This window comes from Streptomyces sp. NPDC005408, assembly GCF_040606445.1.
Lineage (GTDB): Bacteria > Actinomycetota > Actinomycetes > Streptomycetales > Streptomycetaceae > Streptomyces.
This window is the reverse complement of the sequence record NZ_JBEXEX010000064.1, coordinates 1-15,803: the sequence shown is the minus strand read 5'-3', so window position 1 is coordinate 15,803 and position 15,803 is coordinate 1. Positions and strand designations below refer to the sequence as shown.

Here is a 15,803-nt window from a genome sequence, read left to right as displayed (position 1 = left end):
GCTCATCGGGCTCGGGTACGACGAGCCGCCGGGGGTGAGGACACGCGAGGGCAGGGAACGCCAGGGGGTGACCCGGCGCGCGGAATCGGGGTACGCAGACGGTAAGAGCGATCGCGGTCGGGCCACCATGGACAGATGTCACGCGTGCCGGAGCCCTGTTCAGACACATGCTCAAACGCGGTCGCGGATGTGCAGTCCAATTCGCCCTACGATCACGGGGACAACTCGGCGATACGGCACGGTCCCGGCCCCGCGACGGCGGCAGCAGCAGTGATACGGCAACCGCCCCGGGCAACCGATGGCCGGCGGGACCTTTCACCGCCACGTGGCCCGGAAGCCTGTCAGCCCGGGAGATGTGCGGCGGCGACCTCCGCACGGGCGTCGCCCTCCGGCGGGTGACCGCAGCGCTCAGCCGACGGCCACGGCATGAAAGCCCCGTCCCCGCGCTGCACCAGCAGCCGCTTCCCGTGTGCCACCACGCCCCGCGGCCGCAGCCCGCTCAGACTCGCAGTCGTATACGCGGCGGTCAGACTGTTGAGGTCGTGGACGTCACCGATCCGGAACAAGGAGCGGGTCTCCGCGATGGCCTCGTGCTCGCCCGCGCGCATGACCACCCGCAACTCCGGTGCCACGGCCAGTGCCGCGACCGATACGGCGATGTTGTCCAGATCGTCGGAGGCCACGGCGGCCAGCGCCTGCGCCTGCCCCAGATTGAGCCTGCTCAGCACGAACCGGTCGGTCGCGTCGGCGACGACCACGGGCACGCCCAATGCCCGGGCCAGCCGCAGCATCGGCGCTGCCGGATCCCGCTCGACCGCGATCACGCCGATGCCCAGAGCCTGCAGCTGGGTACACAGACGCAGTCCGACCTGTCCGAGCCCGACGACGACCACATGCCCCGCCCGCGGCAGAGCACGGGAACCCACGATGCCGACCGCGCGCGGGCCCAGCAGGCGATCGACCATCCCGGCGGTGAACACCGCAGTGAAGACGATGGTGACGAGCATCGCGACGGCGGAGAACGCCAGATACGTGTCCGAACCATGGGCGGCCGCCGGGCCGACGGCAGACACCGTACGCGCCGCTTCGAACAAAGCGTCCACGGGCGGGCGATGGTTCAAGGCCACAGCCCAGCCCCAGTCGGCCAGCAGCACCGCGAGCAGCCCGGCCAGACCCGTCAGCATGATCCGCGAACTGCCGTCGTGCGGTCGCAGCTGCCCTCGGAACCGGCCGAGCCGGGCCCGCCACCGCAGCGAGCGCGGCGGCCGCCACGGCTCCAGATGCACGACCTCGTCGTGCCAGCGAGCACCGACGTGGCCCGCAGGTGTCCGGGTCACGCTCAACAGACCCGGCTGAAGGCAGGCGGCCAGAAGAACGGGCGCGGCGACATCGGCCGGCGAGGTGACCTGACAGTTCGGCAGTACGCGCAGGAGCTGCTCACTGACCGTCCGGTCGAAGACCGTCACCACCAGCTTGACGTTGGGGCAGATGTGCTCGACAGCGAGCGCATAGCGCAGGGACTCCACGTCGTCGTCGAGGAGCACCGCCACACCGGCCACCTCCCGCCCCAGCGCCCGACGCAGATCCTCATCTCCGGGACGCTCGAGGTGACACACAAAGTGTCCGGCCGACTGCAGCAGACCGCAGACCCTGCGGGCCATGTCCCTGCCGATCACCACGAAATACTCCCGTGGCGCTGCGCTCTCGGGCATCGCTGCGTACTCCCTCACCTCTGGGGTGGTGAGAACGCTAGGGGCCCGCACCGCCTGTGTGCTCGTCCCTGTGTCTGACATTGGGGAGCCATGGGTTGTACGACTGCACAAGACCCGAGGGGGTTGGGCACTGCGGGTCCGGAGCAACGCGTCGTGGCGAGGGCACGGAGGCTGCACGACACGTGCAGCCTCCGCCAGTGACGGACGTGTTATGACGTCGCAAGCCGACTGCTCCAAGGTAGTCGGCCTGGTTTGACCACCTCCCACGGTGCTTCTATGTCTGGTTCCGGGGCGCCGGGCAGGCCCGCTGCCGACGCCCCGTACACCGGTGGTGTGCCGGCGTCCAGGAACGCCACCAACTCGGCCGGGAGTGGGCGTTCGTCCGGCCGACGTCCGGAGCTCGTGAGGATGACGAGTTGCTGGGTCGCTCGGGTCATCGCGACATAGTGGTCGACCGCTCCTTCGATTCCGTTGCCGAACGTCTCCGGGTCGATGAGGACGACCAGGTCGAACTCGAGCCCCTTCGACAGCTCCGGGGTCAGTGAGCGGACGCGGGACGTCGCCCGGAACGTGCCCTCTCCGATGTCACCAGCGCCGATGACGCAGGCGATCCCGTCGGCATGCTCGGCGAGCCAGGTGTCGAGGATCGAGCCCAGATCCGCAACAGATCCGTGTACGACGGGGACGCCACTGCTGCGGATGGAGGTCGGCACGTTGGCGTCCGGGAGCACGGCCCGAATGACCGGCTCGGCTTCCGCCATGATTTCTTCCGGCGTCCGGTAGTTGATGCTCAGGGAGGCCATGTTGATCCGGTCGAGCCCGATCCGCTCGAGCCGTTCCTGCCACGACTCCGTGAACCCGTGCCTGGCCTGGGCACGGTCCCCGACGATGGTGAAGCTCCGGGACGGGCACCGGAGCAGCAGCATCTGCCACTCCGCGTCGGTCAGTTCCTGAGCCTCGTCCACGACGATGTGCGCGAACGGGCCGGCGAGCACGTCAGGTTCGGTGCCGGGCAGGGCGCTCTCGTCGATCAGGGTGTCCTGCAGGTCCCGTCCGTGCAGCATCCCCACCGCGCCTTCGCTCTCGTCGATCTCGGTGTCCTGCAGCAGGCGGTCGATGACGTCGGCCCGGCGCGCACGTTCGGCGGCGACGGCGGCTTCGTGCCGACGCCTGCGCAGCGACGCCTCCGGGTCGCCGAGCCGCTGCCGGGCCGCGTCCAGGAGCGGCAGGTCGGACACCGTCCAGGCCTGGGCGTCCTCGCGCTGCAGCTTCGACACATCATCGCGGCTGAGCCAGGGAGCGCACTTCCGCAGGTAGGCGGGTACCGACCAGAGGTCTCCGACGAGGTCGGCCGCTTCGAGCAGCGGCCACGCGCGGTTGAAGGCCGTGAGCAACTCCCTGTTCTGCTGCAGCGACTTGCGGAGCTGGTCGGCCGAGGCGTCGCCGTCGTGCTTGTCCACCAGGATCGTGAGCAGCTCCTCCCAGACCTGGTCGCGCGCCTCGTTGTGCGGAGTGCCGGGGGCTGATTCGAACGCCACGGTCCAGTCGTCGGCGCTCAACCAGATGTCGGACCAGTGGGTCTCGACCGTCATCCCCTTGGTGGGTGGCTCCTCGTAGAACCTGACGGCCGGCTCGATCGCCTTCACCAGGTTCGCGGACGACTTCAGAAGGGCCACGTTGGGGTCGGCTTCGACCGCTGCTGCGGCTCCTTCGGCGACGAGGTCCCGCAGGATGCAGGTCTGCACGCCCTCCTCTCCGAGGCTGGGGAGGACGTCGGCGACGTAGGCCAGGTAGGGCCGGTGCGGACCGACGAACAGCACGCCTCCCCGACGGTGACCGAGGCGAGGGTCGGAGTAGAGGAGGTAGGCGGAGCGGTGCAGAGCGACGACGGTCTTCCCCGTACCCGGACCGCCGTCGACGACGAGAGCGCCACGGGATCCCGCACGGATGATGGCGTCCTGGTCGGCCTGGATGGTGCCGAGCACGTCTCGCATCCGTGGCGACCGATTGCTGCCCAGGCTGGCGATGAAGGCGGACTGGTCGTCGAGCGCGGCGTGCCCGACAAACCCGTCCGAGGTGAACACCTCGTCCCAGTAGTCACTGATCCGGCCGCGGGTCCAGCGATACCTGCGGCGGCTCGCCAGACCCATCGGGTTGCCGTGGGTGGCTCCGAAGAAAGGCTCAGCCGCGGGGGAGCGCCAGTCGACCAGCAGCCGACGACCCGCGCTGTCCGTAAGGCCAAGTCGTCCGATGTACACGGGCTCGGAGTTGTCCGCGCTGACCACGTGTCCGAGGCACAGGTCCAAACCGAAGCGACGCAGTGCGCGCAGGCGAGTGGTCAGCCGGTGGATCTCCGCATCCCGGTCCATCGCCTGCCGGCCAATGCCGCCGGGAGCCTTGAGCTCGGCATCGAGGCGGTCGGACAGCTCGGCGATCGACTGCTCGAGGCACTCCGCGATGGCCGCGAAGTGCTGCTCATCGCCGGCGATCAGCGCTGGGTCGGCTTTGGGGGAGAGGCGGTCGGGAAGGTCGAACGCGCTGGTGGTCAGGGGGTTCAAGTAATCAGCTCCGTTTTGAGGTCGCTTGCAAACTTTGCGTGCAGCAAGGCGTCTGGACCGGCGTGACGAACCTCGTGGCCATGACGAGCAACGCTCCGCCTGACGTGGACCCCGTGGCCCTTGTCGGTTCAGGTCGCCGGGGATTGCAGGTTCTGTGTTCTGGGTCCTGGCTCGACGATCCCGCGTGGTTCACGCGGGCACTGGCGGCCTTTCTCGGCTGACCGTGTCGAGGAGCAGCTTTGCGGCGACCGTCGCTCCGTCGGTGCGGATCGTGTCGGCGATGGCGGTCGCTCGGGCGCGGGTGTCGGGGGTCAGGGCCGTCTTGAGCGCGGCTGACAGGGACTCGTAGGTGGGAGTCGGGCCGTCGTGTGCCGCGCCGATGCCCAGGTCGGCCACGCGACCGGCCCAGTACGGCTGGTCCGCCATCTGGGGTACCACCACCTGAGGCGCGCCGGCCCGGGCGGCCGTCGTCGTCGTGCCTGCGCCGCCGTGGTGCACGACGGCGGCCACCCGGCCGAACAGTGCGTGATGGTTGGCCTCGCCGACGGCGAAGCAGTCGTCCTGGTCGTCGGTCAGGGTCAGGTCGGCCCAGCCGCGGGAGACGAGTGCGCGGCGGCCCTGCGCGCGGACCGCCTCGATGGCCGCCCGGGCGACGTCCTCCGAGGCGCGCATGGGAATGCTGCCGAAGCCCACATAGACCGGTGGTGTGCCGGCGTTCAGGAACGCCTCCAGATCGGCCGGGAGCGGGCGTTCGTCCAGCCGGAACCACGCGCCGGTCTGCGCCACGTCGAGGTCTGCCGGCTCCAGCCACGGGCTCAGGGTCGGGTCCGTGGCCAGCAACGGCCGGTCGGTGAGAACGTAGTCGCGGAAGTTGTCCACCGGTGGCAGGCCGATCGACGCCCGGTGGGTGTTGAGCCCCGTGCCGAACAGCACGTTCATGTTCTCGATGTCCAGGTCCCACAGCACCCGGTTGTCGGTCACGTCCGGCGGGAACGGCCGGCCCGGCCGCTCGAACGGCGGGTGGTGCGGAGACGGCAGGTAGGTCGGGAAGTAGGCCACGAACAGGTAGGGGATGCCCAGCTTCTCGGCCGCCGACCGCGCGCCGGCCGCGGCCGGGAACAGGCCGGTCGCCACCATCGCGTCACACCCCTCGGCCGCCGCGGCGACCGCGTCGTACGTCGTGGCGACCAACGCGGCCGCGCGCTGGGGCAGGCCCGCCGCCGGCATCGGCGCCGTCCCGGTCACCGCCCCCTTCACCATCGGGCGCACCGGCTGGCCGATCGGCAGCAGCGGGACGCCGACACCGTCCAGCAGCTCCGCGAAGTCCGGCGGCGCGCACACCCGCACCTCTGCGCCGAGTTCCCGCAACTGCACCGCGAGTCCCACCATCGGTTCGACGTCCCCGCGCGACCCATACGCCACCAACAACACGCGCACTTCGCAACTCCCGTTTCCGCAGGTTCTGGCCTAGGCCGGTGATTCTGCGGTACGACGGGGGCCTTGCCGCAAGCCCCCCGGTGCGCTATACCTTGAGCATGGCAAGGAGTGGGTAACCTCCTTGCCTTTGCCTTTTATCATCCGCTGTGGACGGACAACCTCCTCGCGAAGCGGCGCGGCCCGCCGCGTACCGCGGTACGTCGGCCCCGGAGGATCTCCCATGAGCCTGCGGATGCAGCCGCGGAACGTTGGACGTCCGCCACGAGGACGGCGCTTCGCCCCCCAGCCGGACGCCGAAGGCGATGGCGCCTTCCTCGGCCGGGATGTCGAGCGTCACCTCCAGCTGACGCCGGCCGAATGTCGGCCCATCGGGCGGTGCTCCAGGGTTCGGTCGGCAGGGGCAGGGGACGTCGTGCGCGAGGCGGGGCCCCACCGGGTGTACATCCGGCCGGACAGCCACAGCAGGAACCCAGCGATGAGTCCCGCCACGGCCTCCTAGGCGATGGCGGAGAGGTCCATGGCATGACGATTTCAGCGCTGTGAGGCGCGCCATGGACGCTGATGGTCAACGGAGTTGGTCAGGTGAGGCCGGAGGAGGCGTTGTCGCCCCATACGTCGGCGGCGCTGCCGATACGACATCGGGCAAGGACCTTGTCGGCATCCTCCGTGCAGTACTCACTCGACTACGCGCGAACGGTTCACTCACAGATCTTGTGACGGCGGCCGGCCGAGCTGGGCGGCTGGGAACGGCGTCCGCTTGCTGTGCGTGAGTAGGCGGCGGTGGAAGTCGTTCAGAACAAGGGCAGACCGGACGTGTCTGTCGATGATCGCGGCCGTCTCGGGCGGGACGCCATCGTGCTGTCGGCCCGCGATCCATTCGCACAGGAACACCTCGTGCTCCATGTCACCGCGCAGGCCACCGAGCAGATGGTGGTGGAGCAGATGCCCCGCGGTGTAGTAGTGGTCGTACGCGAGATGGGCCGAAAGGAACTCGGTCTCGTCCGCTGAAAGTTCGAATCCGGAGCTGAGGGCAAGTCCGAAATCCCCACGCTCGCCTACGAAGCCCGAACCACGCCGCAGCAGCTGAAATGGGCGTCGAAGTGGACGAGCCCGCGAGAGCTCATGAAGGCGGTCCCGCGCGCCAGGGCCTCCTCCACCCGCGGGTAGAGGGAGCCGCCGCTGTCCCCCGGCGTAGCAGGCGAAGCGTCGCCCGAACCCGTCGACAGTCGTTGCCTCCAACATCCTCACCGACGGCCGACTGCTCTACTTCGCAGTGAGCGTCCACCCAACGCCACGACCACGAAGCCGGCCATGTTGGATGGCGGCATGGAGAGACGAAGGAAGGAGAAGGAGACGCGGCCACCCTTCGGCATGCCGAAGAGAATCGTCTTGCTGGCGACGCCGGAAGGCTGGCGACACAGCGTGCTCAGCGTGGAAGGGGGAATGCTCTGCGGACGCCTCACCGACGTGCCACTCAACGCGGACCCTCACGAGGCACGGATCGCTGCGGCCACCATGGTGAAGGGACTCGCTCGCGATTTCCACAAAGCCGACGTCGAAGTGACCTGGGATCCACCCCAGGAACCCTGGTCCTCGACCGGCCAAGTCACCCCCGTTGCCGGAGACGAGGCCGTACTGCCTGACGGCAGGGGTTAAACGGCAAACCCAGTGGTTGGCCCCCCTTTAACGCCCTGACGTGGGAGCCGTCGAGCGCCGCCCGGGAGAAGTCCGGGGTGTTCGCGGCGCGGAGTCTGGTGAGGAGGACCTCGTGCAGCCGGGGCCACACCCCGGCCCCGTTCCACTAGGCCAGGCGGCACCAGCAGGTCATGCCCGACCCGAAGCGCACCGCGCTCGCAGCGTGGTTGGTCACAGTCGGGCGGCTGAGATACTCCAGCCATGGTTGAACGTGTGAGGGTGGGCCGAGCGCAGTCAGTACCTGAGCGGGTCGGGTCAGCCCACGGCTCGGGGTGGGTGCTGCGTTCCACGGAGCCGGCGGACGTCGAAGTGATTGTGGGATTGCGGGCCACGGTCATGCGGGCGGACCTGGAGCGTCTGGGGCGTTTCGATGAGCAACGGGTACGACAGCGGCTGCGTGACTCCCTCTCACCGCAGTACACGTCGATCATCGAGATAGGCCGCGAACTTGCTGGGTGTGTCACCATGCGGCCCGTCCAGGAAGGACAGTGGCTGGAGCACTTCTACCTCGCGCCGCACCATCAGGGCCGGGGCCTCGGATCGGCCGTCCTGCGCGCCCTGTTGGCCCGAGTCGATGCTCTGGGTGTGAGCGCCCGCCTGAACGTCCTGCAGGGCAGTGCCGCCCGACGGTTGTACGAACGCCACGGATTCGTGGTGGAAACCCAGGACCCGATCGATGTCTATATGGTGCGCCCGCCGGGTGCGGGCACCGGCCTGCATGGCTGACCGGCGGCAGGGCAAGGCCTGAGGTGCGCCTGGCCGTGACTTGAAACCTCCCGTCCCTGATGGGAGGGGATTCCTAGCTCACGTCGCCTGCGGCCCGGCGGGCGCGCAGGTCTTACACGATCAGCGCTAGCCGGGACAGAGACCAGCCCGGACCAGCATCACGCGGGCGGAGTTCTTATCCCTGGGGGATACGGCTCCGCACGCGGTGCAGGCATACGTCCTTTCGGAGAGGGGGAGTGCGTGCTCACCAGTGTCCGACCGCATCCCGGTACAGGCGTACCGAGCTGGGCCGCTTGGGCAGCTCGCGCGACCACACCACGCTCAGCACGATGTGGCCGGCGAGGTGCAGGCGGCCGTCTTTGAGCCGGAATCCGCGCTGGGTGTAGTTCAGGCTCGGGTCGGCGTCACGCTTCTTCTTCCACTTGGGCATCCCGGTCCGCTGCCGCATGGGAACCCGGGCCTTGATGTCCTTGAGCGCTTTGGCCCGCGACTTCGCGAAGTCGCGTATGAGCTGCTGCTGAGGAACCGAAGCCCCTTCGGCCAGCCACGGCGTCACCGCACGGGCCTGGGTCAGCATCTTGTCGAGCTGGGCCGGACCACACGTCAGCTTCTCGCCCGTCGCCCTGCTGAGGGCGTGCACAGCCTTGGACTTGGCGATGCATTCGTTCCACACCCACCGGCACCGGTCCCACTCCGCTTCGAGCGCGGACCGCGCACCGGACGACAGGCGCACACGAAAGGTGTACCGGGCATGCCCGGCCCGATCCGTAATCGCTTCCGTCGTCATGAATCTGAACCTACCTGGGAGGACTGACAGTTGAGAGCTCTTGATCATTGCGGGCTGCCTCACCCAGTCTCGGGGTGACGCCGGATCGCCTTGGCGGCGATCCGGCTTTCCCTGCCCTGCTTCGCAGGAGTCCGATCCCTCCCCGGCCTGAAGGCCGGGGCATCCTCGGAGGAATCTGGTGAAGCCATACGCGGTCCGTGCACGTGACCCGGGCAGTGCACGAGATCCGGCCGCTGCTGGCCCGGCGCGGCTTCGCGATCCCTGACCGGCCCGGCGTGCGCCTGCGTACCCTGGCGATGTCTTCGCCTGCGCTGACACCGAGAGGGTGGAACTGCGCATTGACGGCACCGAGAGGCAGGTGCGTCGCCCGCGAGTCGGACGACCGGCCGCAAGGCATCCCGAAGGTTTCCGTAGCCGTCGTCGTAGTGTGGTGGATTGCGCGGCCCGCAATTGAGTACCCGCCTCACGTTGCACCTACGTCCCCGATTAGTTGTTCGCGGGCCGGCGGTTGGGTGTGCAACCGGGCCCGCCTGAACCTAGACCGTGTCCTATGTGGTGAGGCGGCATCCGGCCACGGAGCCTCCGCAAAAACCCGTTGGCGGACCACGGCGACCGTTGCTAATCTCCCGGAGGCCGTGCGAGAGAACGAGGAGGTGGTACCCGTGAACGCAGTATCGACATGGGTGCTCCCCTCCGGGGTCACGGTCGGGCGATAGGTCGTCCGGGAGCGCCGTTCCAGTGCACTCCCGAAAGGCACGACCATGCATTTCACTTCTGAACAGCGCCTCGACGACGGCGTCCTCGAGCGCGAATTCACCCTCGGCGAGATCCCCGGCACCCTGTGGACGCCTGGATCCGCACCGGCTCCGCTGGTCCTGATGGCCCACAACAACGGCCTGCCCAAGGCGGAACCCCGGCTGGTGGCCCGGGCCCGGTACACCGCGGCGCGCGGCTACGCGGTGGCCACCATCGACGCCGCCGGGTGCGGTGACCGGCCTCGTTCCGCCGCCGACGAGCAGGCCCGTGCCGACCTCCGGCGGGCGATGCAGGCCGGCGAGCCGGTCGACGAGATCTTCGAGACCTTCATCGCCCCGCTGGTCGAGAACGCGGTCCCGGAATGGCAGACCACTCTGGACGCCCTCCTCGAGCTGCCCGAGATCGGCGGCCCAGTCGGGTACTCCGGGGGGTGGACCGCCCTCGGCATTCGGCTGGCGGTGGTCGAGCCGCGCATCGCGGCCGCAGGCTTCTTCGCCGGGGGGTACGTGCCCCGTGCCCAGCGCGAGGAGGCCCGGCAGGTCACCATTCCGCTGCTGTTCTTGCTGCAGTGGGACGACGAAGGGAACCCCCGGAAACGGGCCCTGGACCTGTTCGACGCCTTCGGCAGCAAGGAGAAGACGCTGCACGCCAATCTGGGAGGGCACACCGGCACCCCGTGGTTCGAGCTGGAGGACGGGTGCCGGTTCTTGGACCGACACCTGAAGTGAGGCCGGGCCGTCTGGCGCGCAGCAGACGGTAGGCGGTGTCGGCCAGGATGCCGTCATCGAGGACAGGTCCCGGCCCTCCTCGATGGCGGTGGCCGGCAGATGCACAACCGCCCCGATCGCGGCGGTACCGGCCATCGGCGGTACCGGCCGGTCGGGGCGGCGCTCGGCCACCAGCGCCGCCATCAGATGGGACCATGCCGTGAGGCACTCGACCCGTACCTTGCGGATCGCCGGGCAGGCGACCGACTCGACCACCAGCGCCCGGGCCGGGCCGGGGTTGGCGGCCAGCAGCCGGCAGTAGGTACGCATCGCGGCGTTCAGCATCCCGCGGGGGCCGTCGCTGGGCTCGGTGGCCTCGGTGGTCCGGCTGACCTCGGTGAACAGGACCTCGGTGGCGGCCCGGTACGCGGCGACGAAGAAGTCGTCCTTGGTCTTTGGACGGTGGCCTATGTGGTGAGGCGGAGAAGCCGTTTGTAGCAGCAGAGAGGGTGGCGGCGAGACCGAGAAAGGCCAGATAGTTGCGGGGGTGGCGCTCGTAGCGGTGGTTGAGTCGGCGGTATCCGGTGAACCAGGACATGGTCCGCTCGATCACCCACCTGCGTCGCCCGAGCGCTCGGAGGACTCGATGCCCTTGCGGGCGATACGGACGCCGATGCGTTTGACTCGTAGCCACCTTCGCAGCTCAGGTATGTCGTATGTCTTGTCGGCATGCAGACGCTGGGGCTTGAAGTGACGCCCACGGTGGGGGTCGCGTCTCGATTGGTGACCGAGCACCATGGGCTTCAATGCCTGGCTGTCGTGGGTGTTGGCGGCCGAGACTCCGACAACGAGGGGCATGATTGCGGTGCCGGATCGGAACCGCTGGCTCCTGACAGCCTCTCAGCCCAGGTTGAGCATCTTGGCCTTGCTGGGTACGCCTTGGGCGTTGAGTGCGAAGAGGAAGTATGTGCCTGGCAGTGCGACACCCGGGTCGGCCGGCACCGTGACCTCGTACGTCCCCGTGCTTGTCTCACGGATTGTGAGCGGGACGCGGCGCTGGTCGTTGTCGGTGGAGTGGGTCGCGGCACTTGCGCGGACCAGCGCGAAGGAGGTGACGGCGGTGTCGGTGGTGATGGTGAGTTTCGTCCCGTTGGCTGCGCTGGCCGGGACGCCGCCGGTGATCTGGGGCCGGGTTTTCTCGGTGCCGTCGGCGTTGAGGAGGTAGGGCGGAGTGAAGATCGCCCCGTCGGGGTGGTTGGTGGCGCAGGTGCCGCACAGGCCGCCTCCGCCGCTGAAGATGCGGCCGTCGGGCAGCAGGTTGGCGACGCTGTGGTAGTTGCGCGGCACGGCCATCGCTGCCATGCGTGTGAACCTGCCGGTCGCCGGGTCCCAGATCTCCGGGGTCATTGCCGAGGTCGCGTCGCTGAACGGGACCGCGTAGGACTGGCCGCCGAAGACCGCGACCTTGCCGTCCGGCATCACGACGCTGTTGGCGAACGCGCGGGCGTAGGCCAGGTCGCCGGTGCGGGCGCTGACCGGCCTGCCCCCGTTGAGGTCGACGGTGTAGGCGCGCCGGGTGGCCTTCACGTTCTCGTACGCGGTGGCGCCGCCCAGGGTGAGCAGCTTGCCGATGTCGTACGCGACCGCGTTGCCGTTCATCGCGTCCGGGCTGTCGGCGCGGGTGCCGGCCGCGGTGATGCTGCCGTTGCCGCTGGTGGAGATCCAGTTGATCTGTTTGCTGGGGCCGAGGTGCAGCACGCGCCCGTTCGAGGTGGCGTGCAGCCACTGGTGGTTGTCGGCGCGGTAGGGGCCGCGTGGGTCGGCGGTCATGGTCGTGGTGACGGGGACGCCGCTGAGCGTGCGCCACGTGCCGTTGGCGGAGGACCAGACCTCGCCGCCTTTGCCGCCGTTGCCGCCGCTCCAGGATCCGCCGAGGACGAAGGCGTCACCGGTGGACAGCAGCGTCATCGCCTGGTAGCCGCGTGCGATGTTCATGTCCGCGGTCGAGGTCCATGCGTCGGTCGCGGGGTCATAAATGCTGGCGCGCTTGGCGTTTGAGCCGCCGGTGACCAGGACTCGCCCGTCCTTGAGGACCGCGGTGCCGGGGCAGAACATGTCGTGCCCGGTGTTGTCCACGCGGCGCTGGGTGACGCGGCCGGTGGCGAGGTCCATGATCGCGGTCTGGGTGTAGCCGTTGCTGCCGCCGAAGCGGTCGGTGCCGTATGCGGACCACGCGAGCATTGTGTTGTTGGGCAGCACCGCGGTGGCGACAGGGACCAGCGGGAAGCCTGTCACCTTGCCCCACATGCCGTGGGCGGCCGGGTTGGCGGGACCGCTGATCCGGATCTCGGCCGCCGAGGACCACGGCCCACGGCCCCCCGCCTCGGTGGTCGCGGTCAGCCGGACGTAGCGGGCGGTGACTGTACGCGTGAAGGTGGCCCCTTTCACGGTGTCGTCGTCCTTCCAGGTGCCGCTCGCCACGCGGGTGCTGAAGGTGGTGCCGTTGGTGCTGGTGGTGACGGTGTAGGCGCCGATCCGGCCGTTGATGCCGGTACGGCGGGGCTCGTAGGAGAGGGCGGAGACGGGTCGGGCCGCTTTCATGTCGATGGTGATGTTGTGCGGCAACGGCGTGGCCGTGGGTGTCCATTTGCTGTGCCACATGGTGTCGGGGTCGGCGTCGAGGGCGCGGGTGGGACTGTGGTCGCCCTTCACCGTCTCGTGGTCGCTAGCGGTCGCGGTCCAGCCGTCACGGGGGAGGTCGACCACGGAGGCGGTGGTACCCGGATCGCCGAGCAGGTTGATCTCGGCGGCGCTGGTCCAGGGGCCGCGGCTGCCGGCCTCCGTGGTCGCGGTCAGACGGATGTAGCGGGCGCCCTGGGGCGCGAAGCTCAGAGTTTTGACGGTGTTGTCGTCGGCCAGGGTGCCAGTGGCAACGGCAGCACCCCACGCGGCTCCGTCGGCGCTGAGGTGGATCGCGTACTCGCCGATCCGGCCGTTGATGCCGGTGGCTCGGGGCTGGTAGACCAGCGCGGAGACGACCACTGTCTTGTTCATGTCGATGGTGATGTTGTGCGGCAACGGCGTGGCCGTGGGCGTCCACTTGCTGTGCCACATGGTGTTGGGGTCGGCGTCGAGGACGCGGGTGGGACTGTGGTCGCCCCTGGCCGTCTCATGATCGCTCGCGGTCGCGGTCCAGCCGTCGCGGGGCAGGGTGGGCGCGGCGGGCTCCATCGCTGCGGCGGGAGCAGCCTGGTGATGCGGGGCCGGCGGCGGGGACGTCGGATCCGCCGCCGGCAGCGCAAGCGCCCGTCCTGGCCCGGCGCTTGCGCTGCCGCCGAAGACGAGGAGGGGGACTGGAGCCGCGAGGACAGCGGTCAGAGCCAGCAGCATCAGACCCCGGGATCTGAACCGGGACCATCGGCTGAGACACAACGGCGCGAAGCCACGGATCATGTCGTCGTCCCCCCGGACAGGGCGTCGCCTTCGACAGCCACGCCACGTGGGACATGACCATGGCACCAGGCCTCAGGCTTGTAAAGAGTCTGGTCAAAACCGACAGCCACGACGTAACGGGCGTCAAACGATGTGCGTTGTGGGCAGGTTCAGCCCGTTCCGGGCGCGGCCGTAGCGGAGGAGCTGGGGAGGGACAGCCGTCAGCAGCGACGGCCCTCGCAAGGTACGGGCGCCGGTTCTGCTTCGGCCGGCCCCTCACGCCGGGCCAAGGCGACGAGGAAGGTCAGCACGATCCCCCCGGCCACCACAAACAGGGTGGTACGGATCCCTTCTGCCGTCTCCTTCTGCAGCTGTTCGCCAGTCAGGTCATCAAGACCGGCTGTCGCTACAAGAACCAGGATGGCGAGGCCCACGGCGGCACCCATCCCCGAGCCGGTAGAGGCGATCCCTGACGCGATGCCCTGCTCCCGGTCAGACACACCGGTTCCGGCGCCGATGAACATGGCCGTGAACACGATCCCGTCGCCGATGCTGAGCGCGACGAGCCCCGGGATCAGCGAGGTGTACGAGCCGTCCGGGGAGATCGCCAAGCCGAGCAGGACGGCACCGAGCGCACCAATGGCGAGAGCGCCGAGCAGCGTGCTCTTGAGACCGAATCGCGTCACCATCTGGCCGGCCGTTGTCGACCCTGCGACGACAACCGCTGTAGGGATCAGGAAGCCGGCGCCGGTTTTCAAGGCGTCGTAGCCGAGGATCTCTTGGAAGTAGATCGAGAGGAAGTACAGCACGGAGCCGAATGTCGCCATGAACATGAACGCGATGACGACGCTCGTGATGAGGCTGCGGTTGGCGAGCAGCCGCGGCGGCACGAGCGGGTCGCTGCTGCTTCGCTCGATGAGCGCGAAAACGCCCAACAGCAGGAGTCCCGCTGCTGCACTGAAGAGGATGCCCGGCGAGAGCCAACCCAGGCCCGGCACCTGAACCAGTGCGAACACGATCGACGTGACCCCGAGGGTGACGCTGAGCGCGCCGGGCAGGTCGAACTTGCGTCCTCTGTCGCGCTGTCGATCTTTTGGAATCAGCACGAACGCGAGGAGCAGGGCCGGACCTGCCAAAGCGACATTGACCAGGAACACCGCTTCCCAGCCGAATGCGCGTGTCAGGAGTCCCCCGAGGAGTACGCCGATCACCAGTCCGGCCGCGCCGGCGCCGCCCCAGATCCCCAGCGCGCGGTTACGTGCACGGCCTTCGCTGAACGTCACGTTGATGAGCGCCAGCGTGGTGGGAAAGACCAGCGCGCCACCGAGGCCTTGAACCGCGCGCGCGGCGAGGAGCATCCCGGGGCCGGTCGCAAGTCCGCCCACAAGCGCTGCTCCGGCGTAGAGGGCAAGGCCGGTGGTCAGGACCCGGCGTCGTCCGATGAGGTCTGCGGCGCGCCCGCCGAACAGCAGAAAGCCGGCGGAGGCGACGGCGTAGGCGCTGATCACCGATTGGAGTGTTTGCGCGGAATAGCCCAGGTTGCGTGCGATGTCAGGCAGTGCCACAACGACGATGTACTGGTCGAGTGAGACGATCAACATGGCGAACGACAGCAGTGCCAGTGTCGCGGTCTCACGGTTCCAGCCGAGCCCGCTTTGCCGAGAGCCTTCGAGGGATGCCACAGCAACACTCCTGGGCGGGAACCTTGTAACTCCGTTACAGGCAGAAACGTATCATTTTGTCATCCACCGATGGATACGACAGCGCTCACTGTCAGCGCGTTGCCATTGAGCAGCACCGGAAGGCTCCGCCGGGCGTCGGCGTGTGACGTCCCCTCAGAGGTCGGCCTCTTCAGGTGCCGCCATTGACTTCCGCTCCCCGCGCTAATGGGCGGGGAGTCCTGCCACGGTCGTCTGACCGTCTCGGTGGGTTCCTGTTTCATCGCGCTGAGCCGGGACAGGTCCCGGTCTTACCCACGCTCCGCAGGCTGACA

At 68.8% G+C, this 15,803-nt stretch carries 8 protein-coding genes and 4 pseudogenes; 4 read left to right on the top strand and 8 right to left on the bottom strand.

Annotated elements, in window-relative coordinates:
• Positions 1-341: 341 nt before the first annotated feature.
• The 3 genes from ABZS64_RS34645 to ABZS64_RS34635 all read right to left on the bottom strand — a co-directional run bounded on the left by ABZS64_RS34645 (position 342) and on the right by ABZS64_RS34635 (position 5,707).
• Entirely contained in the window at positions 342-1,712 is a 1,371-nt protein-coding gene (locus ABZS64_RS34645) for an NAD-binding protein (RefSeq protein WP_355838246.1), read from the bottom strand.
• Between the two features lie 209 nt (positions 1,713-1,921).
• Positions 1,922-4,270: an RNA polymerase recycling motor ATPase HelR gene (helR, locus tag ABZS64_RS34640; RefSeq protein WP_355838244.1), complete on the bottom strand. Its 2,349-nt coding sequence runs from the start codon at positions 4,268-4,270 to the stop codon at positions 1,922-1,924.
• Between the two features lie 189 nt (positions 4,271-4,459).
• Complete coding sequence (locus ABZS64_RS34635; protein ID WP_355838243.1) at positions 4,460-5,707, bottom strand: glycosyltransferase; 1,248 nt, start codon at positions 5,705-5,707, stop codon at positions 4,460-4,462.
• 813 nt (positions 5,708-6,520) lie between these two features.
• On the opposite strand from ABZS64_RS34635, the gene ABZS64_RS34630 reads away from it, so the two are divergent.
• Positions 6,521-6,715 carry a hypothetical protein gene (locus ABZS64_RS34630; RefSeq protein ID WP_355838241.1) on the top strand — a complete coding sequence of 65 codons (195 nt, stop codon included), beginning with the start codon at positions 6,521-6,523 and terminating at the stop codon, positions 6,713-6,715.
• A 655-nt stretch (positions 6,716-7,370) separates the two neighbouring features.
• On the opposite strand, the pseudogene ABZS64_RS34625 reads toward ABZS64_RS34630, so the two are convergent.
• Positions 7,371-7,544, bottom strand: a pseudogene (locus ABZS64_RS34625) (IS5/IS1182 family transposase); the annotation flags it as partial.
• A 59-nt stretch (positions 7,545-7,603) separates the two neighbouring features.
• Here ABZS64_RS34625 and ABZS64_RS34620 point away from each other — a divergent pair.
• Positions 7,604-8,128 carry a GNAT family N-acetyltransferase gene (locus tag ABZS64_RS34620; RefSeq protein WP_355838239.1) on the top strand — a complete coding sequence of 175 codons (525 nt, stop codon included), beginning with the start codon at positions 7,604-7,606 and terminating at the stop codon, positions 8,126-8,128.
• A gap of 247 nt (positions 8,129-8,375) precedes the next feature.
• On the opposite strand, the pseudogene ABZS64_RS34615 reads toward ABZS64_RS34620, so the two are convergent.
• A pseudogene (locus ABZS64_RS34615) lies at positions 8,376-8,915 on the bottom strand (transposase); the annotation flags it as partial.
• A 191-nt stretch (positions 8,916-9,106) separates the two neighbouring features.
• Here ABZS64_RS34615 and ABZS64_RS34610 point away from each other — a divergent pair.
• Together ABZS64_RS34610 and ABZS64_RS34605 are read left to right on the top strand one after the other, a co-directional pair.
• A pseudogene (locus tag ABZS64_RS34610) lies at positions 9,107-9,297 on the top strand (IS5/IS1182 family transposase); the annotation flags it as partial.
• A 379-nt stretch (positions 9,298-9,676) separates the two neighbouring features.
• Positions 9,677-10,399, top strand: coding sequence for an alpha/beta hydrolase (locus tag ABZS64_RS34605; protein ID WP_355838238.1), 723 nt, complete (start codon positions 9,677-9,679; stop codon positions 10,397-10,399).
• A gap of 547 nt (positions 10,400-10,946) precedes the next feature.
• Here ABZS64_RS34605 and ABZS64_RS34600 read toward each other — a convergent pair.
• The 3 genes and pseudogenes from ABZS64_RS34600 to ABZS64_RS34590 form a co-directional block, all read right to left on the bottom strand.
• Positions 10,947-11,176 (bottom strand): annotated as a pseudogene (locus ABZS64_RS34600) (transposase); the annotation flags it as partial.
• 102 nt (positions 11,177-11,278) lie between these two features.
• Positions 11,279-13,768 (bottom strand): discoidin domain-containing protein, encoded by a 2,490-nt coding sequence (locus ABZS64_RS34595; protein ID WP_355838236.1) that lies wholly within the window; start codon positions 13,766-13,768, stop codon positions 11,279-11,281.
• 263 nt (positions 13,769-14,031) lie between these two features.
• The gene (locus tag ABZS64_RS34590; protein WP_355838234.1) at positions 14,032-15,492 is read right to left on the bottom strand and encodes an MFS transporter; all 1,461 of its coding nucleotides are present in this window, start codon (positions 15,490-15,492) and stop codon (positions 14,032-14,034) included.
• Between the last annotated feature and the right edge of the window lie 311 nt (positions 15,493-15,803).

Excerpts from the sequence above, each read along its gene's own strand:
- ABZS64_RS34620 (WP_355838239.1), top strand. The coding sequence starts at position 7,604 with ATGGTTGAACGTGTGAGGGTGGGCCGAGCGCAGTCAGTACCTGAGCGG.
- ABZS64_RS34645 (WP_355838246.1), bottom strand. The coding sequence starts at position 1,712 with ATGCCCGAGAGCGCAGCGCCACGGGAGTATTTCGTGGTGATCGGCAGG.
- ABZS64_RS34605 (WP_355838238.1), top strand. The coding sequence starts at position 9,677 with ATGCATTTCACTTCTGAACAGCGCCTCGACGACGGCGTCCTCGAGCGC.
- ABZS64_RS34595 (WP_355838236.1), bottom strand. The coding sequence starts at position 13,768 with ATGCTGCTGGCTCTGACCGCTGTCCTCGCGGCTCCAGTCCCCCTCCTC.